The 25,823-nt window shown below is 40.4% G+C and carries 21 protein-coding genes, 1 pseudogene and 1 riboswitch; of the genes and pseudogenes, 11 read left to right on the top strand and 11 right to left on the bottom strand.

Going from position 1 to position 25,823, the window contains the following annotated elements:
* Nucleotides 1–126 precede the first annotated feature (126 nt).
* Entirely contained in the window at nt 127–1,380 is a 1,254-nt protein-coding gene (locus ZX61_RS05605) for a DNA sulfur modification protein DndB (protein WP_082173392.1), read from the bottom strand.
* A gap of 117 nt (nt 1,381–1,497) precedes the next feature.
* On the opposite strand from ZX61_RS05605, the gene ZX61_RS05600 reads away from it, so the two are divergent.
* Nucleotides 1,498–2,676 carry a hypothetical protein gene (locus ZX61_RS05600; protein WP_049843715.1) on the top strand — a complete coding sequence of 393 codons (1,179 nt, stop codon included), beginning with the start codon at nt 1,498–1,500 and terminating at the stop codon, nt 2,674–2,676.
* 65 nt (nt 2,677–2,741) lie between these two features.
* On the opposite strand, the gene ZX61_RS05595 is transcribed toward ZX61_RS05600, so the two are convergent.
* The 5 genes from ZX61_RS05595 to ZX61_RS05575 all read right to left on the bottom strand — a co-directional run bounded on the left by ZX61_RS05595 (nt 2,742) and on the right by ZX61_RS05575 (nt 10,727).
* The gene (locus tag ZX61_RS05595) at nt 2,742–5,012 is read right to left on the bottom strand and encodes a hypothetical protein (protein ID WP_200904214.1); all 2,271 of its coding nucleotides are present in this window, start codon (nt 5,010–5,012) and stop codon (nt 2,742–2,744) included.
* Nucleotides 5,013–5,085: 73 nt separating this feature from the next.
* The gene (locus ZX61_RS05590; RefSeq protein ID WP_049843714.1) at nt 5,086–8,001 is read right to left on the bottom strand and encodes an AAA family ATPase; all 2,916 of its coding nucleotides are present in this window, start codon (nt 7,999–8,001) and stop codon (nt 5,086–5,088) included.
* The gene (locus ZX61_RS05585; RefSeq protein WP_049843713.1) at nt 8,001–8,453 is read right to left on the bottom strand and encodes a hypothetical protein; all 453 of its coding nucleotides are present in this window, start codon (nt 8,451–8,453) and stop codon (nt 8,001–8,003) included. The genes ZX61_RS05590 and ZX61_RS05585 overlap by 1 nt, the downstream gene beginning before the upstream one ends.
* Nucleotides 8,446–9,765: a trypsin-like peptidase domain-containing protein gene (locus ZX61_RS05580; RefSeq protein ID WP_049843712.1), complete on the bottom strand. Its 1,320-nt coding sequence runs from the start codon at nt 9,763–9,765 to the stop codon at nt 8,446–8,448. The genes ZX61_RS05585 and ZX61_RS05580 overlap by 8 nt, the downstream gene beginning before the upstream one ends.
* A complete protein-coding gene (locus tag ZX61_RS05575; protein ID WP_049843711.1) occupies nt 9,765–10,727 on the bottom strand; it encodes an MBL fold metallo-hydrolase in 963 nt (320 codons plus the stop codon). The genes ZX61_RS05580 and ZX61_RS05575 overlap by 1 nt, the downstream gene beginning before the upstream one ends.
* 325 nt (nt 10,728–11,052) lie before the next feature.
* Here ZX61_RS05575 and yfbR point away from each other — a divergent pair.
* Nucleotides 11,053–11,412, top strand: a pseudogene (gene yfbR, locus ZX61_RS05570) (5'-deoxynucleotidase); the annotation flags it as partial.
* Here the strand turns inward: yfbR and ZX61_RS05565 are convergent.
* The gene (locus tag ZX61_RS05565; protein WP_049843710.1) at nt 11,405–12,310 is read right to left on the bottom strand and encodes a LysR family transcriptional regulator; all 906 of its coding nucleotides are present in this window, start codon (nt 12,308–12,310) and stop codon (nt 11,405–11,407) included. The pseudogene yfbR and the gene ZX61_RS05565 overlap by 8 nt on opposite strands.
* A 122-nt stretch (nt 12,311–12,432) precedes the next feature.
* Here ZX61_RS05565 and ZX61_RS05560 point away from each other — a divergent pair, with 122 nt between their 5' ends.
* From ZX61_RS05560 to ZX61_RS05550, 3 genes are read left to right on the top strand one after another with little or no spacing between them, the layout of a single operon-like run.
* Nucleotides 12,433–13,491 carry an HlyD family secretion protein gene (locus ZX61_RS05560; protein ID WP_049843709.1) on the top strand — a complete coding sequence of 353 codons (1,059 nt, stop codon included), beginning with the start codon at nt 12,433–12,435 and terminating at the stop codon, nt 13,489–13,491.
* A gap of 2 nt (nt 13,492–13,493) precedes the next feature.
* A complete protein-coding gene (locus tag ZX61_RS05555; protein WP_049843708.1) occupies nt 13,494–15,041 on the top strand; it encodes a DHA2 family efflux MFS transporter permease subunit in 1,548 nt (515 codons plus the stop codon).
* Nucleotides 15,042–15,096: 55 nt separating this feature from the next.
* Complete coding sequence (locus ZX61_RS05550; RefSeq protein WP_049843797.1) at nt 15,097–16,413, top strand: anti-phage deoxyguanosine triphosphatase; 1,317 nt, start codon at nt 15,097–15,099, stop codon at nt 16,411–16,413.
* Nucleotides 16,414–16,456: 43 nt separating this feature from the next.
* Here the strand turns inward: ZX61_RS05550 and ZX61_RS05545 are convergent, their stop codons facing one another.
* On the bottom strand, nt 16,457–17,470 hold the full coding sequence (locus ZX61_RS05545; protein WP_049843707.1) for an adenosine deaminase: 1,014 nt from the start codon (nt 17,468–17,470) through the stop codon (nt 16,457–16,459).
* Nucleotides 17,471–17,550: 80 nt separating this feature from the next.
* A riboswitch (purine riboswitch) is annotated at nt 17,551–17,650 on the bottom strand.
* A 162-nt stretch (nt 17,651–17,812) separates the two neighbouring features.
* Nucleotides 17,813–18,421: a tRNA-uridine aminocarboxypropyltransferase gene (locus tag ZX61_RS05540; protein WP_049843706.1), complete on the bottom strand. Its 609-nt coding sequence runs from the start codon at nt 18,419–18,421 to the stop codon at nt 17,813–17,815.
* A 3-nt stretch (nt 18,422–18,424) separates the two neighbouring features.
* Here ZX61_RS05540 and rrtA point away from each other — a divergent pair, with 3 nt between their 5' ends.
* From rrtA to ZX61_RS05525, 3 genes are all read left to right on the top strand, one after another.
* A complete protein-coding gene (rrtA, locus tag ZX61_RS05535) occupies nt 18,425–18,982 on the top strand; it encodes a rhombosortase (protein WP_049843705.1) in 558 nt (185 codons plus the stop codon).
* A 93-nt stretch (nt 18,983–19,075) separates the two neighbouring features.
* Nucleotides 19,076–20,521: a DEAD/DEAH box helicase gene (locus ZX61_RS05530; RefSeq protein WP_049843704.1), complete on the top strand. Its 1,446-nt coding sequence runs from the start codon at nt 19,076–19,078 to the stop codon at nt 20,519–20,521.
* Nucleotides 20,522–20,820: 299 nt separating this feature from the next.
* Complete coding sequence (locus ZX61_RS05525) at nt 20,821–21,450, top strand: bifunctional 4-hydroxy-2-oxoglutarate aldolase/2-dehydro-3-deoxy-phosphogluconate aldolase (RefSeq protein WP_049843703.1); 630 nt, start codon at nt 20,821–20,823, stop codon at nt 21,448–21,450.
* 106 nt (nt 21,451–21,556) lie between these two features.
* Here ZX61_RS05525 and ZX61_RS05520 read toward each other — a convergent pair whose 3' ends face one another.
* Nucleotides 21,557–22,633, bottom strand: coding sequence for a nickel/cobalt efflux protein RcnA (locus ZX61_RS05520; protein WP_049843702.1), 1,077 nt, complete (start codon nt 22,631–22,633; stop codon nt 21,557–21,559).
* 134 nt (nt 22,634–22,767) lie between these two features.
* Between ZX61_RS05520 and rcnR the strand changes: the two genes are divergently transcribed.
* Nucleotides 22,768–23,040 carry a Ni(II)/Co(II)-binding transcriptional repressor RcnR gene (rcnR, locus tag ZX61_RS05515; RefSeq protein WP_049843701.1) on the top strand — a complete coding sequence of 91 codons (273 nt, stop codon included), beginning with the start codon at nt 22,768–22,770 and terminating at the stop codon, nt 23,038–23,040.
* A 71-nt stretch (nt 23,041–23,111) separates the two neighbouring features.
* On the opposite strand, the gene sohB is transcribed toward rcnR, so the two are convergent.
* Nucleotides 23,112–24,173: a protease SohB gene (gene sohB / locus ZX61_RS05510; RefSeq protein WP_082173391.1), complete on the bottom strand. Its 1,062-nt coding sequence runs from the start codon at nt 24,171–24,173 to the stop codon at nt 23,112–23,114.
* 88 nt (nt 24,174–24,261) lie between these two features.
* On the opposite strand from sohB, the gene ZX61_RS05505 reads away from it, so the two are divergent.
* Entirely contained in the window at nt 24,262–25,005 is a 744-nt protein-coding gene (locus ZX61_RS05505; RefSeq protein WP_004746632.1) for a YciK family oxidoreductase, read from the top strand.
* A 139-nt stretch (nt 25,006–25,144) separates the two neighbouring features.
* Nucleotides 25,145–25,822 carry a translesion DNA synthesis-associated protein ImuA gene (imuA, locus tag ZX61_RS05500; protein ID WP_049843699.1) on the top strand — a complete coding sequence of 226 codons (678 nt, stop codon included), beginning with the start codon at nt 25,145–25,147 and terminating at the stop codon, nt 25,820–25,822.
* Nucleotide 25,823: the final 1 nt, after the last annotated feature.

Raw genomic sequence — 25,823 nt, 5'->3', positions numbered from 1 at the left:
CCATCCTGACAATATGCCATTAAACACAGATGGTGGCAATTGTGCTCAAATAATTTCAATAAGTTATATTATTATCACCAAACTAATTTGAGGTCGTTCAACCTAGTTTACGACCTCATAAGGGGATCACCGTCCTGAATCTAATGTGTAACTGACACCCACCTTGCTTGATAAATGCTTAGCAAAATGAACACGCGACGAAGCACCTCCCGTTACAACTTTATAAGACCCATCTTCTGCAAGTGCGACACAGTCGCAGTTGTGCCAATGTTCAGCTCTACGCGAGTAATCGAGTTTTCCTAAGGCCTTAGCCGACTGATATATAATATTGGTTCGCTCTGCGGGAAGAAGATCTGCACAGGTTTGCCATAATTGATGAAAGACTAACCCAAGAGCTTGTACTAGCGTTGTCACAACCTGAAACCCATTCCTATCATCCGAGTATCTGTCTCCTTGAATTTCAATCCAGGTTTCCAAAAAAAGCGACAGATCATTTTTTATTTGGTTTATGTGCTTATTTGTAAGTATTGCCCCATCCGCCATTTCTCGAACTCCCCTAACCTTGCTTTGTAGCTTGTACCCGCCAAGCGCTCCTAAAACAAATCGAGTCAATGTATTTAAAGTTATAATAAATTCGCTTTTCTCAGACACTCTACTGGAGTCAATACTCATACCACCATGCGACTCAACAATAGGCAAAGATCCAAGTTCTCTCGCAAATACAACAACTTCATCGGCTCTAGTAAGTTTCATCAACTTGTTAGTGCTCATTGGTTGTTGTTGACCATTAACATCAGCGAATATCTGTGAAAAATCGTTGGCCTCTAGAGCTCTGTCTTTTCTGAAGATAAATACAACTTGAACACTCAGCTTTTCAAGCAGCACAGAAAGCTTTACCCTTCGTTGACGTCTAGCGTCTGAATCTGTGCCCTTCTTTATTAAACTGTTATCGCAATCGCCTAACACCATTGCGGCTGTTGAAAGTCTGTTTAAACCATCAACTATGAAATTTCGTTCAGGCTGGACTGTAAGTACATCATTGTTACGAGGCTCATGCGATAATTCGCATTGCACCTCTGACATACACCCAATGAGTACAGGGGGAATCACTCCTCCGACATCAATAGAGTGAGTTAGATGTTTAAAACAGTAATCTTCAAAGCCATTCCTTCTTTGCGGACTAGCTACCCTTTGAATTTCCGAGTACATGCTCTTCAAGTGACTTGGTAAAAAGTCTAGTGAACAAGTTCTCAATAGATCACCTATAGGCATAACCGTTGACATAGTGTAAACACCATTAAAACTGGTATGCGTCACGTTTCCAAAAATCTGTTTGGTAGTCATACCAAAACGCACTTTTTCTCTCTCTTGCTCTATCACTATCGCCTCCAAAAAGTAACAAATTTGGCCTGCATTCTTGATCGGGGCGACGCCCCATTCAAGAGATTTATCGACCTTTTTTGTACAATCCATAAAAAACAATGCGTTAATGGGTTTATGAATAGTTCAAATGAGATTAGCTTTAACGGCCTGTACTCCATCAATACAACAGGTGGCATATGTAAATTTCAGTCTGTGATAAAAGTATCAGAGCTATTTGAATTGCTACCAGAGCATCACGTTTTTTTTGATATTATTTCTTCTAGTTTTGAGCGCCCAACCAACAAAGAGCGAGTGTCTCAACTAACTCAATACCTTGAGCAATCAATCGAGCAAAATAGCCCTACAGATGTATTAAGGGTTACTTTTTTTCTAAATGGAAAAGTTAAAGAGAAAGATCTGGGCGATTTTTTTAGAAAGATCACTTTTGAAAAAGATAAGACCCTGATTTTAGATGGATTTAATCTGATAAGTGCGATAGCACAGCTTAAAGGTATAGATAATCCGTTTACTAAAAAGAGAACCACAAATCAAAGAAAGCTCACTGCTTTACATAATAATTTTCTTTGCGGAATGGATATCCAATTAAACATCATGTATTCCATTTCTGATAAAGTTAGTGATTCTGATATTTATAAGTTATTCACTGATATAAATACAAACGACACTAGGGTTTACTCACAAAACCTGCTTGTAAACAAGGAACAAAAATCTCCTTTGGTGGACGGTTGTCATCAACTCGAAATCAATTTAAACCTAGAGAAATTTGGTGGCGTTTCACGCATAAACAAGATAACAAAATCTGAAACATATATCACAACACAGAGTTCTCTTATATACATAATCTTAGGAAGCCTAGGAGGACGAAACTTAAGAATTGAAAAGCGTCTTCCAACCCATCTAACAGACAAGAGCTCTATAAATGCCAATCTTGTTAATAGTGTAATTCCTGAAATAACACAGTTTATGAAGGGCTGGCTAAATGGATTAGAAAAAACTATCAAACAGAATCAAAATGGCTTCCATCGTTCGATGCAAATTTGGCAAGCGCTTGGCCTTGTTATTTTTCACTTAAAAAACAAAAAAAACATCACATTAAATGACTACTATCTGGCTGGTAATAAACTAGCGGAATTAGACTACGAGAAAAACGCCCAACACTGGAAAAATTGTAAAGCGTTTAAAATGGATTCAACAAATAGCTATTGGATAAACGCAACTGGTGGTGGAAGGACGTTTCGTGATGAAGTCGCGAACTACTTTATAGATGTGCTTAATGAAGAATTCAGGACATAAGTAAAACCGTGAAGCCCAATCACTATCACGGTTTATTAATTACATATGGTTATAAATCACTAGCATCATATGGTTAAATCAATGATTATATTTTCTGGCCTTCCGAGTTGCGAATAGTACATCGTTTCGGTCAATCCTAACTTTTGGATTTCAGAGTCCAAAATACTAGCTTCAATTCCACATACCTCTTGCATAGTCATCAAAACTCCATCGTACCAATCTGATTGTTGAGAATTGATTATCGTTTGACAATATCCATAAATTTCATCGCATTGTTCGAAAGTAATGATTTGGCGTTCGTCTCGTAATGCTGATAGAAAATCAGAACAATAAGATATCCTTAAAAAACAAGATAAAAATCGCCTCCACGTAATCATCGGAGCATTTAGATCTACCAGAGCATCCAAATAAACACTTGTACGCCTTAGTAACGAACCAATGAAATTCGCAGACTTAACTGCATCCACAGGCAATAGAGTGCCTAGAACAGATAAGCTACCTTTGGATAAAAATCCATTAGCTACAGAAGCATGTGAGCCTCCAATTGCTGCCGTTAGACAAGCACTTAATATAACAATAGGCGGATAGACAACTGGCAAAGTCCAGGTATCTACTCGATCTAAACCTATCTGTAACCATCCATGAGAATCCTCTCCACCATGGTTACCGTGACAATCAAGTATTAGAATATTATCATCACAACTATTAACTGCTTCAACAAATTCCTCCATATTGGATACATCTTTAAACTCTATGTTAAGAACGCTCTCATCGTCTATATAGCTGTTTATAGCTTCTTCCAAGACATGCTTTATGGGGTCATTATCCTTAAATGAGCGTATGACTGTGATAGAGTTTAATTGCTTTCTAGATAGGGAAAAACTCGAAAAGTTAGTTGCTTCTTGAAGGAACTTGTTGCCTGGGGTAGTCGAAATTTTTGATATTTCATGTGTGAACATGAGAGGAATTCGGTCAAGGCAGACCCACTCTAGTATAGAGTCCGTACAAATAGTTAGAGAGGAAGACTTTGTTACTATATAGTCGGATAGAACCTCTCCGATTTCGTCCTTCATACCAGAAGTAAATTGGTCGAATTTTCGCTTAAGCTTTGTTTCAGATTTTTGTTTGTCTGACTTCGACAAACTTTCTATGTCTCTTAGACTACTATGATAAAAATTCAGCTTATTTGGCAACCTAAGTGCAGGTGCATTATTAGATACGCTCAGAAAGTTAATAGCTCCAGAAGAAAATGCCAGTTCAAACTTTCGAATCTCAGCTATTTGTCTGACAAGATCACTTTTTTGCAACTCTTTAGATTGTTGGTCATTCTTTACCGAGAAATCAAACCCTGAATAATTTGGATTTTTAAATAATCCATTCATGATAAAATCTCTAACAACCTTGCTCTTTTCCTTCATCTTTATGTTATTCCAGAATTGACTATTGAAATCATACAAATAGGTATAAATGCTCGGACAATATAGAATCAAGTCTGACTTGCTAGATGATTGGACGCAGGTACTCGTAAGCTCTTTAACAGCATTTGAACTGTTAACCATCGCTTCAATATATGCACCTCTGTCAGTACCGCTTTTTAGTTTCTCTTGATTAGGTAATTGAAAACCTAAACTATATAAGACTGCTTCATTGGGATTAGTTACAGCATGATTATATGATGGTAACTTGATATCATTAAAAACCGCCTCTCTCCTACAGGAATCATCAAAGAATAAATCAGCTTTTTCTGGCAACCCCCCTTCACCTTGCACAAGTTTTAATCTATCACATATCGATTCATCTAAAGAAAAAGTTCTGAACTCTTTGTTAATAACTACATCGCAAGTTTCTTCCCATCCAACGGTTATTGGAGGGTATTTAAAGTTCTTACAAACGTCATTAACGTGCTGTACAGCATCTTCATCTATACAGTAGCAATATATGAAAGGAAGCCCCTCGAAAGCACCTATCCTCTTTGCGAAACTTGACTTATCGAGTAATAAGTATGTACCTACACTGTAACCATTTCTAAAGTCTATTAATTCATCTTGGCTCATATAAACTTCATTGGCGGTTGAAGGCATAATACTCATTAAATGTAAAAGAGCTATATACTTGGAGTCAAATAGATTTAGATTGTACCCTTGAAATGGTGAATAGCTATGTACATCATCATTATCGGGTACGATAAGAACATGAAGAATTGAAGTCATTGCAATGTTCGGATACAGGTTAATTTCACTCTCAACATTTAAAATATCTTTTAAATGTGTGAATTGAAAATTAAGAACATTTAATTTTAGCTTCTTCATTTTTATCTTTTTACCAACACGCCCCATAAATCCTCCCAGAATAATGGTAACCTAATGAACCATCAAATAAGAAAAAGAGCCAATAGTTGGCTCTTTAAAACTACAAGCTAATAAACTTCGTAGAGTAACGTTCCTCAGGCAGTTTACTTCTAAACAAATTGAAAAAACTTCTATTATGAGTAGTTATTATTATCTGTTTCTTAAATCGTCTAGAAAATATCTTACATAAATCTATCAAAGCATAGCTATTTAAATCATCCATACTCTGTACGGGGTCGTCGATTACAATTGCATTGATAGCTGATTCATCCGACCTTGCATGGTCAGCGAGGAAAATACAAATCGACAATATATTGATCTGCGCTTCACTTAGGTAATAGATAGGTGTATTATCATCATCCATTGAGTTAGATCTTGCTTGGATATAAATCCCTTTATTATTACCATTAAGATCAACACGAAATGATATCTCGTCATATTTTAAATGTGGTTCAACATACATAAACATATCGTTGAGAACTTCACTATTGATGCTATCACTTGCCAACTCGGAGAAGTAAGACATTGCCTCATCTAGTGCAAGGTTAACCTTTTCCAAATTAGAGTTACCTTCCCTCAATTCCCGATTCTTAATTTCTAATAGTTTTCTATTTTCAATAATATTTTCTTTCTTACTCGCTATTTTTTGTGAAGTTAATAGATTAGCTAAGAAGGCAGAACACTTTTGTTCAATTCGGGTTATAAGGTCGACGAAAAAGAAATTGTTACTAGTTCTATATGATGTAATTTGACTTTTTATATAGTTATAATCAGCTCGAATAACCCTTTTATTTTTCTGAGATATTTCAATAACATCCCTCATAATCATATCTTTCGAAAAACCAGCATAGACTTTTAGATTGGATATTTTTTCTTTTAGCTCTGCTAATTGTTTTTCAAAAATTTGAAGATCACTTTTTGATTTCTTATCCATAAGAATCAGATTGTTACGTTCAAACAAACAAATATGATATGATTTTGACTTTAAAATTAGTTCATTGATACTCAAATCAAATTGTACTTTGATTGTATCTTTCAAACGTTTAAGTTCGGCTTCATAAGTCAATTGCTCTTTTGATTTTTCAGATAAGATAAAAGTAATCCGCCCCGACCAATTCTCATACTTATCTTTTTTTCTAGAAAGTAAAGATAATCGACTTTCAACATTTTTTTTGATAAATGAAATTTTTTCTAACAAACCAATTATATTAATTTGCGTATAATTAATATTTAGATCAGACAAACAAGTGTATAAGCTCGATGCTTGTTGTTTACGTTCCCTAAGCTGATCTATTTCTTTATTAATTCCTTGCTTTAACTCAGAAACTAGATTATCGATGGTATCATTTAAATTTTTAATTTCACCGACTAATTCAAGCTTTTGCTTGTTAAGAGTTTCTATAGCTCCATCAATAAGTTGCCTTGAGTCAGTTTTTAAACTGTTTACTGAATCTATTAGTTTATTTGTATCATCATAGACTGTTCCGCAGGCTGGACAACTACTCAAAGTTCTTTCATTTATGACTTCAATAACATAAGATTTAATAATACCAAGCTTCTCTTCAAATGAAATTACTTTTTCTTTCTCACTATTCAGATCTTTTATCTTTATATTTAGCTGCTCTAGGTCATGCGTTTTTTTATTCAACTCCAACACATATTTTAGTTCATGGTTTGCATCAATAAATGACTTTTTTGTAATAGAGCCAAGTAAATTAGACTTAGACGAAATTTTCTGATTTATTTTACTTATAAATAGCTTTTCACTTAAGAGAGTAATTTCTTCATTATCAACCTTTCCAAACAATGCATTAATCAACCCTTCAGAAGTTGATAGTTTTTTATCTTGGTCTATTAAGTCTAATAAATTAATACTTTTTATTTTTTTCTGAACTAATCCATTTACAGTTGAAACTCTTTCAATGTAATCTTTACAGTTCTCAATACTAAAACTAACCTCATCGAATTCTCCTATTTTATTATTTATATTTTCAATGTTTCTAGGTGAAAGTAGTGTATTTAACTCATCTTTTTTTGATTCTATACTAATAGATTTTTTTTCAATACGTTCAAAATCTGCATTCTTCTCTATAAGCTCACTTTCTAATTTCATTACTTTGGAAGCATTTAAGTTATCTCTAGAGCGTTCTTTGTACTCATCCAAATCAAAACCTATTAGCTTTGACTTTAAGTTTTCAAACGACGTTTTAATTTCAGTCAGATAGCTAATTGAATCACTTATACTCTTTTCAGAAATATCTTGGAAAAACATAAAGTTTTTCTTAAATAAGGTATAATCTTCAGAAGAATAAAACTCAGCCCCCTCAGTAATACTACCCTCAAGTAATGAAACATCCTTACTTTCATTTGATATCAAGGACTTGATATATGATATTTCAGTTCTTCTCTCTGAATTGGACTTATCTATGCTACTTTTAATAGAGTTGATCTTATCATATACCTCAATATCTTCTGAGTTACCTTTATTACCAATTAGTGACTGAAATAAGCTACCACTACTAGCTTCATATGAAAATTTGCTAATTGTTCCTTGACTAAGAATGTTATTATTGAAGTTTTCTACATCCTTTATAGAGCTTTTCGAAATTCCTGGACAGTAATCATGATTTCTTCTACTTTTTGGTTTTGTTTCTCTATGTATTAACTTTCCACTTTCGAGTTCTAACTTAACAGAACCTATCTTTTTGCCACTGTATCTGTTTTTGAGTATGTTCCCCTCTTTGGGGTTCCTATTCTTTGCGTTATTATTAGAAATAATTGTATCTAACCTAGATACTTTACCTGTTGCTGCCCATTCTATACCTTCAATAGTGCTAGTTTTTCCAGTACCATTAGGTGCATATACAACAACTATATCGGCTACCTTATTATCAATCTCAAAATCTAGCTCTTTCTCATCAGAAAAAGCTCTGAAACTATCCAGTGTTATTTTCTTGATTTTGTTTTTATTCATCATTATATAGCCATCAATTGAAATACTTCATTGTGTTCTTTTTCTATTATTTCTTTTAGGGAACTTTTTTTTACTTCTTCTTTTTTTTCTGTTCCATAAAAGATCAGGTCTTTTATACTACTTTCTAAATCCTCGACTTTACTTCTAGCTATCTTTCTACAACAGTATGTGTCTGACTGTATTTCTTTTTTAGTATCAATATCAATTTCTTCAGTAGAACAAAATACCAATAGTAGATTTCTAGATATTACTTGGTCTATAAGATTTGATTGAAAGTCAAGCGCAGTTCTAGTTGTTATGTCATTCCAATTCTTCTTGATACCTTCAGGCGAGTTCATATAACAAAGAATCAAATCACCTTCATCTGAGAATATTTCAATCTCGTTTTCCAAAATGAATTTTTCAGCGGAAGGCATATCATCAAACAGCAAATCTTTACAATTGATACTATTCATAATATTTGACTACCTCCATAACTTCTCTTTGAAGATCTTGCTGATTATAACACTCATCATATAGCTCGTTCCTTATCTGCTCTACAACCATTTTCACTAGGAATTTAATATTTATAATTGAAAACTTCATATCCGCACTCTTTCTAGTTTCAAGGAAACTTCTTAACTTTGCTTTTTCATTAATTGGAATAGAATCATGATATAGTTCAGGCTCTCTCCCATCTGCAAAGTTAGAAATAACTTTAGATATTCTTTTTTTCTTTACATAACTTAGGTCATTGTCATCTGTAGAGTAGATTATCATTATTATTGCATTTGAATAGTCGAGACTATTCTCTTGCTTTATTAACTTAGCTATCAGTTGGTGTGTTTCAGTAAAATCCGTTACATGTATAGTGAACAATTTATTGCTTTCAAATTTTGTCGGATTCAAGCTGACATTCGATAATGTTTCATCCATAACCATGGAGATAATTCTTGAATGTATATATGACTTAAGAGATTCTTCATTTCTTAACAATGATACATGTTGTGTGATTTTATCTTTATCGTCAGGAAGGTAAAAGTAATCACAAGCTTCCAGTCCATTTAAATCTATACAATTTAATTTATCTAAAAAATTACCATTAATAATGTATTCAATTATTTTCTCATCTAGAAGTTTACATGACTTATCAACTATTTCTTCTATGCACTCCTGACTATATAACTCACTAACTATTTCTTTAGGAAGTTTTGTATATATATCCCTCGACCGCACACCGTATATTCTTTTATATGAAAAGTTATCGTCAAAGCTATCAGTAATAATAGCTTTCAAATATATTACGTTCTTTGTAACCTGAAATATAGGCCCACCAGAAAAGCCTTCAACATTATCCCTATCGGCATAGCTAGGAAGGTTTTCATCAATCCTAAAGAAAACATTCTCATTATCGAACAGGATTGTTCCTTCATGTTCAATCGCTTTAAAGTCAGAGGTTTTAACCAAAGATTTAGGATATCCCAATATCCAGCAGCTAGAGTCTTTATCTATTCTGGTGGAATCTTCTAGGCACAGCTCAATTTTATTTGTGCACCTTTCATTAATTTTAAGAATCGATATATCCAATCCGTCCAGTTTACAAACGTAGCTGGAGTCAAGCTTTCTACCTGTATTATCGAAAACTTCAAAATCATGGCTATCAATATTATGCTCTGCCGTAAGTACATAGGAATGCTCGGCAAATCCTAAGCTAATCCACACACCGCTTCCAGTTAACTTAGATTTCACCTTAACTAACGCAGAGTGAAAACAACCAATATCAACCATTATAGTTTAACCTTTGTGCCAAACTCATATTCCGAAAAATTCAATTCGATCTCGTTATTTCGACGTTTACTATGAACCCATGAACCTTTCGGTACGAAAACTTCCGAATGCTTTGAATTTTCCTCTATTAGAGCAATGGTATAATAATTTGGATATGAACTTCTATTTCCAGGTATTAGATACTTAACCGCGGGAAATTTTTCCAACAGTTCTTTCGAAATATTGTACTTGCTTCCATGGTGCGGAACCTTGAACAAGGTTACAGGTGTACATTCGATGTCAGCACTTAGTATTTGGCTAGGAACGCTGTCCCCACAAAACAACATTTTCTGTTCATCACAAGTTATCAAACAGACAATACTTGATAGATTTTGTGGCTTATCGTCTTCCTTGTACTTCTTAGTAAGTAGCACGTTTTTGTCGTACTCTTCGTCTTCATCATGGCCAATGTTAGTATCTCGCCAATTATCATGATTAGCTTCCAATGCCTCTTTGGTTGGAGACAGAATATCAATAATAATGTTCTCATCGATCTCAATCGAGCAGCCTTGATGTGCTTGAACAAGATCTATATCTTTGCTTATGATCAATCCAAGCAGAGTGTTGCCTTCTTGATAGCCGCACTGAGTACTCTTTTCTTTGATTACCTTTATTTCTGCTTCACTGTGAGGCACATTAAAGACTACTTTGCCAATACTCTCACGGTTAACGCTATCACTTTCAAAAAGCGCTAAGAGACCATTAACATGATCTTTATCGACGTGCGTTAAGATGACTACGTCAATTTTGCCACCTTCTTCAAGTATCCCCTCTATTTGCTTTAGTGCTTTCCTGCCATCCCCTTTGAAGCCACCATCGATTAAAATATGTTTATGTCCTGACGTTCCAAACAGTTTTAGTAGGAAAGAGTCTGCATTTGAATCTGTGAGTGTTGTAAGTTCTATGTTTCCAGTCATAATCATTGTGTAGCTTTTAAAATATCTATCAATAATTTATCACAGTTGCATATTACATCGTTAGTATAATGAAGAGACCTTGAGCACTAAAGCACTAGCTTTATAAAATCACTTAAGTTATTCAATTAAAGAAGGCTTTCCACATACAACTTGATAACCTAGAGGTAGAGCTCATTTACTCCTCTAAGGCGTAGTATGTTGTACAACTTTAAGTCAATAACGCAGATGTAAACGAACGTACAGCTGTCATCAGATTTTTTTGGCAAACAATTGTTATATTTACCTTTTATTCGGTTAGCAACTAATGGGGGTTTCTTAAATGCGAACTAACGGGGACTTACCGACTCCAGTCAAATACTACAACCCAGAGATAGCTAAAGAGTATAAAAAGATTGAAGCAGCAGCGGAGCAAAAGTTGCTTTCGATGCTGCCCGAAGAGTTTCGAGACGATTTTGCACCGTATCTAGTCTCTCAGTGTGCTCACACAGAAGATGCAGCAATCGTAAAACAAGCAGATACCATCTGTGCTTATTTGAAATGTCTTGAAGAGCTAAGTGCGGGAAACCACGAATATGCATTAGCTAAAAAGCGCCTAGATGTCACTTTAAAAGAGCGTCAAACGCCAGAGATGGCGTATTTCCTCACCACCTTTGCGCCAAGTTTTGAGCTTTCGTTAGATGAGATTAGTTAGTACGTGGATGCTCTTTATGAAAAGCATCAAGCAGGTAATCAATGAACACTTTTTTACGCTTTGGCATTAATCGCCTATCGGCATACACCAGACTAACACTCACTTCCGGCATAATGTAATCAGGTAAAAGTCGCACTAATCGGCCACTATTGAGGTGCTCTAAGCAAATAAATTCTGGCAACACAGATATCCCTAATCCATCAATACATGCGTTCAAGCACGACGTGATGGTATTAACCCTAAGCTGATACGGTAAGTCAATTTGATAGGATACGTCTTCTAAGCCAAGGTGCCATTTAGGAAAACGAGCACCTTTGTTAGAGACTTCAACAAGCTGATGTGGCGGTTTCAGATCATGATGGGTATCAATCTGGCCGAACTTTTCAATGTACTCAGGGCTAGCAACCAAAATACGTGTTGAAGAAGCAAGATACCTTGATACCAAGCTTGAATCTGCCAACTCACCAATTTGCGCATACAGATCAATACCCTCTGCGATGATATCCACTTCACGATTGGTTAACTCTAAGTTTAAAGTGACATGGGGATGAGCTGCTAAAAATTGATGAATGTGCTTACTTAATACTTGCTGGCCTAGTTCGACAGGAAAAACGACATTCAGTGGGCCTCTGATCAAATCTTGGTTGGCACTCACTTCAAGCTCAGCTTGGTTAAGAAGCTCAAGCATTTGCTGGCTAGATTGATAAAAGCGCTCTCCCTCAGGGGTGATCACTAAACTACGGGTTGAACGAGTGATCAACCTCACACCTAAATGCCGCTCTAACTCGGCTAACTTTCGACTGACCGTAGACTTAGTCATACTCAACGACTCTGCAGCTTGGGTAAAACTTCCGCACTCAACCACTTGTACAAACACGTTTATCGCGTTTAAGTCCATCGATTATTCCCTCCAGGCATTAGATCAATCTGTGCAACAGTGTTTTCATTTTTTTCTATCTTATCAACCAATCCATTTCCTTTACAATTTGTTACACCCTTATTTCCCCAACGAGAATTACTATGACCAAAAACCACAACGCCCAAGCCAAGCCGCGCAAACGTAACAAAACCCCTTTAATTGCAACAGTGTTCATGCTGTCGCTTGGCTTGCTAGGCGGTGGTTACTGGCTCACTTACGGTCAATATTTTGAGTCTACTGATAATGCTTACCTACAAGGCGACATCACTAGTATCAGCCCAAAAGTTTCTGGCTATATTGCCCAGTCTTACATCACGGATAACCAAGCCGTCAAACAGGGAGACCTTTTGGTGCGGATTGACGACCGCGATTTTCAAGCGGCATTAGAGCAAGCCAAAGCTCATCTAGTCGTTGCCGAAGCGAGTGAAGGCAACCTCGTTGCTCAGCAAAAGTTACAACGCAGCCAAATTCATCAAGCTGAAAGCCGTGTTGATTCTGCACAAGCCGAATATGACCGTGCCATTCAACAAGTGGCACGCTCACGCAGCCTATTAAAACGCGACTATGCTTCTCAAGATGAAGTCGACAGTATGCTCGCTCAACAAAAAGTCACGATGGCAGCACTCGAAGAAGCAAAAGCAAGCTTGGTGGCAGCAAACGATCAACTCAATGTTATCGCCAGCGAAATAGAGCAAGCAAGAGCTTCGGTCACAGAAGCGCAAGCCGGGCTAAAACAAGCCCAATTAAATTTAGATTACACCAAAGTTTATGCCCCAACTGACGGCATTATAGGTAAACGCAGTGTTCGTGAAGGTTTGTTAGTTCAGTCTGGCGCACCATTGATGAGTTTAGTACCTAATAACTCAGTATGGATAGAAGCGAACTTCAAAGAAACTCAGCTCAGTGGTATTCACAAAGGGCAGAAAGTCGCAGTGGAACTTGATGCTTTCCCTGGAGAACCACTTGAGGGGGTAGTTGAGAGTTTTTCTCCTGCCACCGGAGCCAAGTTTGCTCTTCTACCACCAGAGAATGCAACGGGCAACTTCACTAAAATCGTTCAACGTGTACCCGTAAAAATTATCATTCCTGATGCTAAAGAGCTTAAAGGGCGTTTACTCCCTGGTTTATCTGTTGTCGCTACTATTGATACCCGAGGCTAACCATGGCAAATACTGCTGTTAGCCCAACGATTGAAGAGCAACAAGTCCCAACCCGTCACTGGATAGCTCTGTTTGGTGGTCTTATCGGTGCGTTTATGGCAATCCTGGACATCCAGATCACCAACTCTTCACTGAAAGATATTCAAGGAGCGCTCTCTGCGACTTTAGACGAAAGTTCTTGGATCTCGACGTCTTATCTTGTGGCTGAAATGATCGCGATTCCACTCAGTGGCTGGCTATCCAAAGCGTTGGGGAAGCGCCGTTATCTGACTTGGACAACCGCGATGTTTACGCTCTCTTCGCTGTTGTGTTCCTTCTCGTGGAACATGACCTCGATGATCGTATTCCGCGCAATGCAAGGCTTTAGTGGTGGCGCTTTGATCCCCCTAGCCTTTTCATTGGTCATACAGCTTTTGCCACTTAATAAACGTGCAGTAGGCATGGCTTTATTTGGTATTACTGCTACTTTTGCCCCGTCTATTGGCCCTACTTTTGGTGGCTGGTTGACGGAAAACCTATCTTGGCACTACATCTTCTATATCAATATCCCACCAGCTTTCTTAGTGATTGCTATGATTCGCTATGGTTTGGATGACGAGCCGCTACAATTAGCCACACTGAAAAAGGCCGATTGGTTCGGTATTGCCACCATGGCGCTTGGCTTGGGCTGCTTAGAAGTGGTACTGGAAGAAGGCAATCGTGAAGAGTGGTTCAGCTCTCGCTTTATTATTACCTTGAGCATCATCTCCGCTGTGAGCTTGGTCTACTTTGTGATTAACGAACTGCAGCACAAAAAACCATTGGTCAACTTGCGATTACTCCGCGATGGGCAGTTTGCCATGTCTTGTCTCGCTTATCTGATCCTAGGGATGGCACTTCTTGGCTCCATCTATGTATTGCCGATGTATCTGACTCAGATTCAACAATATAACGCGATGGAGATTGGAGAAGTCTTGATGTGGATGGGCTTTCCACAGCTGTTAATTTTTCCACTCGTACCTAAGTTAACCCAAATTATTAAGCCCAAGTACTTGGTCACGTTCGGCTTTGCCATGTTTGGCTTAAGTTGTTACGTCAACACTCATATGACGGTTGATTTTGGTGGTCAGCAGTTGATTTTATCTATGGTACTACGCGCCATTGGCAGCCCATTTATTATGGTGCCGCTGTCTTTAGTGGCAATGAAAAACATCGCCAAGCATGATACACCCGACGCCTCTACCTTAACTAACGTTATGCGCAACCTAGGAGGAGCTTTCAGCATCGCTGTTATCGCTACCCTACTTGATAACAAAACGCGCGAGCATCTCGCTCATATTAAGGAGTCTCTACCCACTGTTAGTCAATTAGGTTGGGAAACCCTTCATCAAAAGCAAAGCTTCTTTATCCAGGCGGGCAGTGATGCCGCAACAGCAATGCAGCAAGCTCAAGCCAGTTTGGTTGCTACAATGCAAAGAGACGCAGCGATTATGGCCTACAATGATGTGTTCTTGATGATGACCAGCTTTCTTGCTGTCGCTGCGATACTGATTCTTACTATGCGTGACTAGCCTTGCAGTCACTAGCGTATACGTGTACGGTAAGAAAAAACAGGGGATGCAGCCTATGACGTTTAAAATCAGTGATTTATGGCATGAACGCCACGATGATGAACATAAGATTCGTCGCGATGACCATCGCAGCCCATATCAAAGAGATCGCGCGCGCATCCTTCACTCTGCAGCGTTTCGTCGTTTGCAGGCTAAAACTCAAGTGCATGGCAATAGCTTTGACGACTTCCATCGTACCCGCCTGACTCACTCACTTGAAGCCGCACAATTAGGTACGGGAATTGTTGCTCAGTTGAAAAAGAAACAACCTGAGTTCAGGGACTTACTACCCAGTGATAGCCTAATTGACTCTTTATGTCTTGCCCACGACATTGGTCATCCGCCCTATGGTCACGGCGGTGAAGTCGCTCTCAATTATATGATGCGTGAACACGGTGGTTTCGAAGGCAATGCCCAAACATTTCGCATAGTCACCAAGCTAGAGCCGTATACCGAACAGTTCGGAATGAACCTCACACGTCGCACTTTACTCGGACTCATCAAGTACCCAGCCATGATTAGCCAAACACGCGCTGCTCATGTACCAGAAAGTGTTTCTCACCAGCGCAGACTGAGAGCAAAAGACTGGTCACCCGCTAAGGGGCTTTATGACTGTGATAAAACGCTGTTTGACTGGGTGGTAGAACCATTGTGTGAGCAAGATAGATTACTGTTCAGTCAGATGCGGGCTGAAAGTATCAGCGACAGGCAACATAGCAAAACGCGCTATAAGTCGATTGATTGTTCGATTATGGAACTGGCGGACGATATCGCTTATGGGGTACACGATCTTGAAGATGCCATTGTCCTGGGTATGGTTAATCGCCAGCAGTGGATTGAAGGTGCTTCTAGCCATTTATCTGAGTGTGGCGATGCTTGGTTTGAAAAGCATATTGCCTCGATCACCGAGATGCTCTTTTCAGGCACTCATTATCAACGTAAGGATGCGATCGGCGGCATGGTTAACGCACTACTGACCAGTATTTCGATTAAACCGATTGATGCCCCTTTCCAGAGCGAAATACTAGCCTTTAATGCGGTACTTGAACCTACTATGGCTAAAGCGCTCGATGTGTTGAAAAAGTTCGTCAGCGACTATGTGATTCAAGTGCCCCACGTTCAAGTGGTAGAATACAAAGGTCAGCAGATCATTATGGATATTTTCGAAGCACTCAGTGCCGATCCCGAGCGCTTACTACCAATTAATGTGCGTCAGGAATGGTTGGAAAAAGAGACCAGAAGCGGAGGATTCCGAGTCATTGCTGACTACATATCTTCAATGACCGATGGGCATGCTCAAAGGCTCCACCAGCAGCTATTCTCTTCCAATTAAATATTAATCAGGCGCTCAGATAAGCGCCTGATTGCTTGACCCATTAACAAACAGAACTTATAAAATCTCCCAGCCTTTCTCTAAGTTTCTGCTTATTTTCATCACTAATAAAGCTGGCTGAAATAGCATTGCGAGTAAATTTAGCCAGCTCTTCATTGGTGAGTGAATGAGCCTCGGCTACCGCTAGAAAATTATCCGTCATATAGCCGCCAAAGTACGCAGGGTCATCAGAGTTGATGGTGACGCAAATGCCTCGTCTTAGTAATTCAACAATGTTATGTTGGTGCATATCCTCAAATACTTTGAGCTTAGTATTGGATAATGGGCATACCGTTAATGGCATCTGACTTTGAGCTAAAGCGTACAGCAAGTTTTCATCGTCTGAACATCTTACTCCGTGATCAATACGGCTCACCTTCAATAGCTCTAGGCTGTCATAGATATTACTGACCGGCCCCTCTTCCCCTGCATGAGCCACGGTTAAGAACCCTTCTTCTAATGCCTTGGCAAATACGCGAGCAAACTTCTCTGGCGGATGACCTAATTCTGACGAATCCAATCCGACCGCAACAATCTTGTCTTTATATTCCAGAGCCTGAAACAGGGTATCAAAAGCACTCTCTTCGTCTAAGTGACGCAGGAAACACATGATAATCTGACTGGTAATACCTAGTTGTTCGCGGCCATCTTCTAGTGCACGGTGAATACCGTTAATCACTGTATCAAAAGCAATCCCTCTATCAGTATGGGTTTGCGGGTCAAAGAAGATTTCGCTGTGAATGACATTGTCTTTCTGACAACGTAACAAATAGGCCCAAGTCAGATCGTAGAAATCCTGCTCGTGGATAAGAACATTCGCACCCTGATAATAGATATCAAGGAAAGATTGTAGATTGGTAAATTGGTATGCGGCTGTTACTTCTTCTGGCGTAGTAAAAGGCAAAGAGATTTGATTGCGCTGAGCGAGTTTAAACATCATCTCCGGCTCAAGTGAGCCTTCAATATGCAAATGCAGTTCAACTTTAGGTAATTGCTGAATAAAAAGGGGTTGGTTCATGCTTGTCTCTCCATTCGTATGGATTGAGTTCTAACAAGCGCTTTTCTCTAGAGAAATAGAAGGCATACAAAGAGAAAAGCGCCGTGCACTTAACTCTTCGTAATCTGAAATTTTCGGTTTCAGGTAGAGACTCCCGCACCCTATCTGCGGGATTATACGAAGCATCGCCTAACCAAAAGCTAAACGATTGCGCGGCATTGTACTTGGTTGTACCAATCCCATTGATTATCTGTACGTCAAATTAATGGTTTTGATTCTAAAGCACTGATTAACAACATCGCACTTGGATCAAGTTTAGTTGCTAAATTTGACTTTGCCGCATATTCCTCGTGTACCTTTGCGTTACGGGCGGTAGTTCTTTTCAAATACACCCGGTGGCATTTGTTTAATTTGGAACTCAACCATTTGATTAAACGTATCAATCAACGCTGAGAAATCTCGGTGAGGTTCGAGTAGAGTTAAAATATGGTAGCCGGCCTCAACCGTCGAGAGGCTGTTATCGCTCGGCGCTTTACGAATGCGGTAGTTGCCTTGTAAGTCATCAGGTAAGTGTATAAGCGGCAAACGGTGCAAGTTGGTTGATAATTGCCACATTTTATAAGCTTTCTTCCAAGTTCCATCTAATAGGATCACGCGCACCTTTTGCTGAGCCGATAACTTTACGGCGACTTCGCTATGGCTGAGAGAACCTTCACCTGGATAAAGCACAAAGTGGTGGTAACTGCTGTCACTGAGCAACCTGTTCAACTCATCATGAGTAGAAAAATCTTCTCCTGCAAAACAATGGCTGTTTGCCAATGACAACTTTAATATTCTCGCTGTGCCCATCGGCCTATTGCTTTCACTGTGATGTTGTAGGATGACCAACTCAACATTCGATGTTAGGCTTTGTATCCACTCACAAATACAAGCTTTGAGTGATTTTCCACATTGAGAACAGTATCGGGACATAGTGTGCGCTTATTATTTCTGTTAATCGCTATCAGCTTAGTTTGTCTAGGCCTTCAATTCGAACCTTTAGCATCGCAAGTCAATTGGCACCGCAACTTTATTCTTGAAGGTCAGTGGTGGCGAATCCTAACAGGAAATTTCACTCATACCAACTTCGCCCACTTAGGAATGAACCTAGCAGGACTGTGGGTGATAAGCTACATATTTAAGCCAACTCCCAGGTTACTTCTTGTGTGTCAAGTTTTCATTGGCCTTGCCGTTGGGGTTCTTAATTTTCTCAGTAGTATGAAAGGCTATGTCGGTCTTTCAGGTGTCTTACACGGTTTATTTGCTTACTTTGCCCTACAAGAAACCTTGAATGGCAGAAAGAGTAGTTGGCTGTTGGTGGTTGGCGTGATGGCTAAAGTCATCTGGGAATTGACCATGGGCGCTTCAAGCTCCACTAGCGAATTAATCAACGCCCGTGTTGCAGTAGAATCACATCTATTTGGTATGCTTTCTGGTTTTATCTTTGCCGCCTTATATTTTTTCACTCGCCGTCAGTGGCTAACAAATAAATAATTAAGTTGATGTTACAAGCTAAAGGGCGCAGAATGGCGCCCTTTTTCTCGTCGAATTAATTTGCCGAGAGCCACTTTACACAGAGAACAGTATATGGGTTTTACCTCTTTAGGCCTTTCTGCCCCAATCCTCAAAGCTATTGAAGAACAAGGCTATGACACACCGTCTCCAATTCAGGAGCAAGCAATTCCTGCAGTATTAGCAGGTAAAGATGTCATGGCAGCAGCGCAGACGGGTACAGGTAAAACCGCAGGCTTCACTCTGCCAATTCTTGAGCGCCTAGACAATGGTCAACGCGTAAAAGGCAATCATATTCGCGCTTTGGTATTAACACCAACACGTGAGCTTGCCGCTCAGGTTCAGGAGAACGTATTTAAATACAGTCGCCACCAACGCCTTACCTCTCAGGTCGTCTTTGGTGGGGTTAAAGTGAACCCACAAATGATGAAGCTGCGTAAAGGTTGTGATGTGTTGGTCGCGACGCCTGGACGCTTGCTTGATCTATACCAACAAAATGCGGTTAAGTTTGACCAGTTAGAAGTACTCGTACTAGATGAAGCCGACCGCATGCTAGATATGGGCTTTATCCGCGACATCCGTAAGATTCTTGATTTACTGCCGGCTAAGCGTCAAAACTTGTTGTTCTCGGCAACCTTTTCAGCAGAAATTCGCCAACTAGCGAAAGGGTTAGTCAATGACCCGGTCGAAGTGTCTGTGAGCCCTGAAAACTCAACCGCAGTTACGATCGAGCAAAGCATCTACCCTGCTGACAAGCGTAAGAAAGCACCAATGCTAGCCAAACTCATCAAAGATGGTAACTGGCAACAAACGCTGGTTTTCTGTCGAACAAAGCATGGTGCAAACCGCTTAGCTTTCTTCCTTAACAAAGAAGGCATTACTGCCGCGCCTATTCATGGTAACAAAAGCCAAGGTGCACGTACTCGTGCATTGGCCGATTTTAAATCAGGTGATGTTCGTGTGTTAGTTGCCACCGATATTGCCGCGCGCGGTATTGATATTCCTCAGCTTCCGCAAGTGGTAAACTACGAACTGCCTAATGTCTCTGAAGACTATGTGCACCGTATTGGCCGTACTGGCCGCGCTGGTGAAGTGGGTAAGGCCATCTCTCTGGTTGAAGCAGATGAAGCCTTTGACCTATTTGGTATTGAGCGCCTAATCCAGCAAGTGCTTCCTCGTATAGAACTCGAAGGTTACAAGCCAGTTAATGAACTACCTGAATCTAAGCTTGATACGCGCCCTATTAAGCCAAAGAAACCTAAGAAGCCGAAAAAACCAAAAGTCGACCACGTCGATGGCCAACGTTCTGGCGATAATTCGCGTGGCAATAAGCCAGCAAGTAAGAACAAACGTCACTTTGGTCATAGTAAACCAAATGGTGATGATAAAGGTAATGGTGGTCAGGCTAAACGTAAACCTTCGGGTGGAAAACCCAAAGCTGGTAATGCAGGTGGCAACAACCAACAACGCCGTAAATCTGCAAATCGTAAGCCTAGCGGCTCACAGTCAAAAGCTCAGTAGCGACATATATGCCAGCCCCACTCAATGTGGGGCTTGTTATATAGAACTGGTTCTTCATAACTCCCACGTCACTTTCATCGGCTCTAGATATAGCAACCAAATACAGCTAGAGTTGGTTATTGGTGTATGTGGTGTCTTCGTCTTATCTTTCGCTTTAACTAGAATGTTCGTTCGCTTAGCCATATTACCAACTCACGAATGGCAATCAACTTGCCGGAGAAGTGATTCAGCATAAAGGCGCTATCATTTCTAAATCACATACGAATACCGCAAAGCAAAACTTTAGATAGGAAAAAACAATGTCTAACTTAAACGAGCAGCTAAAAGCACTCAAAGTCATTCCAGTCATCGCTGTCGATAACGCGGAGGATATTTTGCCTTTAGGTAAGGTGTTAGTTGAAAACGGCTTACCAGCAGCTGAAATTACCTTTCGTTCCGATGCAGCGGTTGACGCAATTCGATTACTAAGAGAAGCGCAACCTGAGATGTTAATTGGCGCAGGCACAGTGTTAAATAAAGAGCAAGCACTGGTAGCACAACAAGCCGGCGCTACCTTTATTGTCTCGCCGGGCTTTAACCCAAATACCGTTCGCGCATGCCAAGAGATCGGTATTGATATCGTACCTGGCGTCAACAATCCAAGTACTATTGAAACCGCTCTCGAAATGGGCTTAACTACATTAAAGTTTTTCCCTGCTGAAGCATCAGGTGGTATCAATATGGTTAAAGCACTGCTTGCTCCTTACGGGGACGTTCATATTATGCCGACAGGTGGCATCAACCCTTCCAACATCAAAGATTATCTCGCTGTTCCTCGCGTCTTAGCATGTGGTGGGACTTGGATGGTTGATAAAAAGCTTATCGCTGAAGGTCGATGGGATGAGCTTGCCAAGCTCACACGTGAAGCAGTTGAACTAGTAAACCAATAAGACCGATCATTTGCCCCACATTGTCTGTGGGGCCTCATGTGACTAAGTACTCACAGCCAGCTTTCATTTAGGTAAAGCACACATTTCATGCAAAAAATCTCTGCACTTAGTTCATGAGCGAGGTGTAGCCATGCATACCCATATACAACCCCACCGCACTAATTAAAACGCCTGATAGATAAGGAGCTCGACGAGCAATATCATTCAAACCACTCCATTTAGATGTCGCCTTGTGTACGCCGATAGCCGCAACCACACCGACTGCAACTAGAGTCAGCGCTAGGCCAATGCTGAATGACACCACTAAGGTCGCGCCTAATGTCATGGCCTTTAGTTGCAAACAGATCAAGAGAACGGTGACCGCTGCAGGGCATGGAATTAATCCACCAGTTAGACCAAACAGAAGTATTTGTCCGTTAGTCACCTCTCTGTCTGCAAAACGTTTTTGAATATCCATTGCATGAGCGCGTTCATGGGTATCTTGATACTCTTTCTCTCCATTGTTCAAATCCGAGTTAGAGTGAAAGTGCACATCAAAGTCATGGGTGTGATCGTGATGTCCAATCATTAGCTTGACCTTCACATCATCCCGTTGTGTCAGAGATGAGGTCGATTCTAGGTAGCCATCACGCTCTACAAATTCATAGGCATCAATAGCTTGCTGCTCCACACCAGATGGCACCAATTTTACGCTTTCAGCCTTCAACGGCTTACTGCTTAGCGTTTTCAACTGAAATCTCTGGTCAATCCCTTCTTCGACAATCGATAGCGCCACATGACCATGTCCAGTATCAACCACCTGAGTTTTCCAATCCTGTGAGTGATGGTGAGCACTATGCCATGCGCGCTCTCCACTCCATGTTCTCCAGAACATCCATAACCCGGTTGCAACGATGATGACACCTGATATGAGCTGCATCCAAGGCTCAGCAGCTTCAGCGGTAAACTTCTGGCTGATGTACATACCACCAACAGCGATTAGCCAGACTACAGCGGTATGAGAAAGTGTTGCTGCTAGCCCAAGCATCACTGCCTGTTTGACCGTCCCTTTCACCGCAACGATAAACGCTGCCATCATGGTTTTCGAATGCCCGGGCTCTAAGCCATGTAAAGCACCAAGTAAGATTGCACTTGGGATAAAAAACCAGCCGTTACCTTGTTGTAAAAGTGCTACAAAATCCATTGCTGTTCTCTATTGTTGTTTCGATCTGGCTGAAATCATACTCCCCCCCAGTACATAATACTACCCCCCAGTATAATTTAGATGCTACATTATCGGTTAGAATCTTTCCGCCTAACACGTAAAGAAGATATGCCATGTCACACACAGTAAAAGATCAGAAAAAGCTTAAAGCCCGAGTGAGTAAGATCCAAGGTCAAGTCAATGGTCTAAAAAAGATGCTAGATGAAGAGCATGAATGTCAGGATGTTTTGCAGCAGATCGCAGCTATTCGTGGTGCCGTAAATGGTTTAATGCGGGAAGTGATTAAAGGGCATTTAATTGAGCATGTCGTGCTCGAAGAAGAGAAAGATCAACGCGAAACAGATATGGAAATCGTGCTCAAGGTTCTCGACTCATATATTAAGTAAGAGTTATCTTAAGCAGATACAAAAGCGCCCACCAAAATAGGTGGGCGCTCTAGTATTAGATATGCAGCGAATTAGACGATAGGGCGTTGGCCGCGATCAATCAGCTTCATTAATACATTATCTGCCGCTTCACCTGCTAATCCAGCAAGCTTTGAGGTCAGTTTCTTTTTCTCTACATAGTGAATCGCAAGTACGGTTTTATCTTTACATGCTTCAACTACAAGATCGTCTGAAGTTTTGATCTCATCAACCAAACCTAGGTCGTGAGCTTGCGTACCAAACCAGTGTTCACCTGTTGCCACTTTATCCAGTTCAAGGTCAGGGCGGCGCTCACGAATAAAGTCTTTAAACAGGCCATGTGTTTCTTCTAGCTCTTGTTTAAACTTCTCACGCGCTTTGTCCGTGTTCTCACCAAACATAGTTAAAGTACGCTTGTATTCACCCGCTGTAAGCTGCTCATACTCAATATCATACTTTTTCAGCACTTTATTGAAGTTGGGTAGCTGGGCAATCACACCGATAGAGCCAACGATGGCAAAGGGTGCTGACACAATCTTGTCCGCAATACATGCCATCATATAGCCACCACTTGCCGCGACTTTATCTACCGCAATGGTCAAGGGCAGATTGGCTGCTTTAATGCGATCTAACTGTGATGAAGCCAGGCCATAACCATGCACCATGCCACCACCAGACTCTAAGCGCAGTAGCACTTCATCACCTTCACGGGCAACGGCTAAGATTGCCGTCACCTCTTCACGTAATGAAGCGACCTCTTTAGCATCAATACTGCCTTTAAAGTCGAGAACAAACAGGTGAGGTTCACGTTTACTATCAAGATCGCCCTCTTTTGAGGCTTTCTTGATCTCTTTCTCGCGAGATTTGTGTTTCTCTTTCTCTTGTTTCTTCTCTGCTTTGTCGCGCGCTTTAATGAACGCTTCGTCATGCAGGTGGTGCTCTAGCTGCTCAACGGTATTTTTGTGCTGATCCGTTAAGTTAGTAATTTCCAACTCCCCTTTCGAGCCACCGCTTTTGCCACCAACGGCTTTGGCAATCACTAAAATCGCTACAATCGCGACTACTACAGTCACAATCTTGGCCAAAAAAAGCCCATAGTCCAACAAAAATTCCAATGTGAGCATCCTCTATTGTGCGAATTAGTGTATTGTAACCACCATCTTACGGAATCATAAAGAAAATCATTACAAAAGGATACACATCGTGGAATATGCTGTTTCTTCAGATGCCTTGAAAGGTAAAGTCATACTGGTGACTGGCGCAGGTGCTGGCATTGGTAAGCAAGCTGCTCTCTCTTATGCTGAGCACGGTGCAACAGTGATTTTACTTGGTCGTACAGTGAAAAAACTGGAACAGACTTACGACGAAATTGAAGCGGCGGGATACCCTCAGCCAGCAATCATCCCACTTGATATGAAAGGCGCGACTAAGCAAAACTACCTTGATATGGTTGATACCATTGAAGGTCAATGTGGTCGCTTAGATGGCGTTTTACACAACGCAAGCCTACTTGGTGTGATTAGCCCATTCGACCAAATCGGTGAAGACACTTACGACGATATTATGCAGGTCAACGTCAAGGCTCAGTTCTTGATGACTCAAGCATTACTGCCTCTACTGCATAAATCAGAAGACGCGCGTATTGTCTTTACTTCATCAACGGTTGGTCACAGTGGTCGTGCCTTCTGGGGCACTTATGCTATGTCGAAATTTGCCACTGAAGGTATGATGCAGATCCTTGCTGATGAGCTTAGCGATACCACGATCCGCGTGAATGCGATTAACCCTGGTGCGACTCGTACAGGCATGCGTGCTAAAGCTTACCCTGCTGAAGATGCAGACTTGCTCAAAACACCACAGGATATTATGCCACTGTATCTCTACCTGATGGCACCAGAAGGTAAAGCCGTTAATGGCGAATGTATCGATGCTCAGCCGAAAAAATAGATCTTACAAACCCCAATAAAATTCAACGCCTTGTGTTTTTATGTGTAAACACAAGGCGTTTTTTTATCCATTCGATCTTTCATCCCCTTGCCGATAATTCATAATAATTTATACTGTATGTATATACAGGTATTTTGTTATGTATGAATTAATCGAACATCTTAAGCAAAAACAATGGCTTTGGTCAGGTTCTCAAACACCTGACAACAGAGACTACTACCCGACTGGGCATGAACTGTTGGATCAAAAGCTTGAAGGCGGCTTTCCTAAACATGGAGTTGTCGAGCTACAAGGTGCATCTAGTATTGGTGAATTACGCCTACTTTTGCCACACCTTAAAAACACTAGCCAAGAGAGGTTATCTGTCTTCATTCAACCTCCTGGTTACCTGTGTGCTGAGCAGCTTAATAATGAAGGTTTAGATAACAATAAAATCCTACTTATCTACCCACAAAATGATAAAGAGGCTCTTTGGGCTGCCGAACAATGTTTACGCAGCGGCGCATGCAGCAATGTATTACTCTGGCACCCCGAATTAGAAGTCCATCAAGCAAGACGACTACAGGTTGCTAGTGAACATGGAAACTGTTTGCATTTTATCTTTAAAACCGCCAAAAAAAGTCTGTTTTCACTGCCTGTCAGTTTAAGTATGACACTCCTTCCGCACGCTTTAGGCGTAGAGGTGACAATCACCAAGCGTAAAGGTGGTTGGCCTCAAGGCAGCTTTGTGATTGATATGAGTGCAGCCTGGCCAAACCTAACTTTGCAGCCTAAACCGCCAGTGGTTATTCCTTTCCCAATTCGTCAGCAAGGGTAGT

Origin of the sequence: Vibrio sp. VPAP30 (genome assembly GCF_001188205.1) — a bacterium.
Classification (GTDB): domain Bacteria; phylum Pseudomonadota; class Gammaproteobacteria; order Enterobacterales; family Vibrionaceae; genus Vibrio; species Vibrio bivalvicida.
This window is presented reverse-complemented; position numbering and strand designations above follow the sequence as displayed.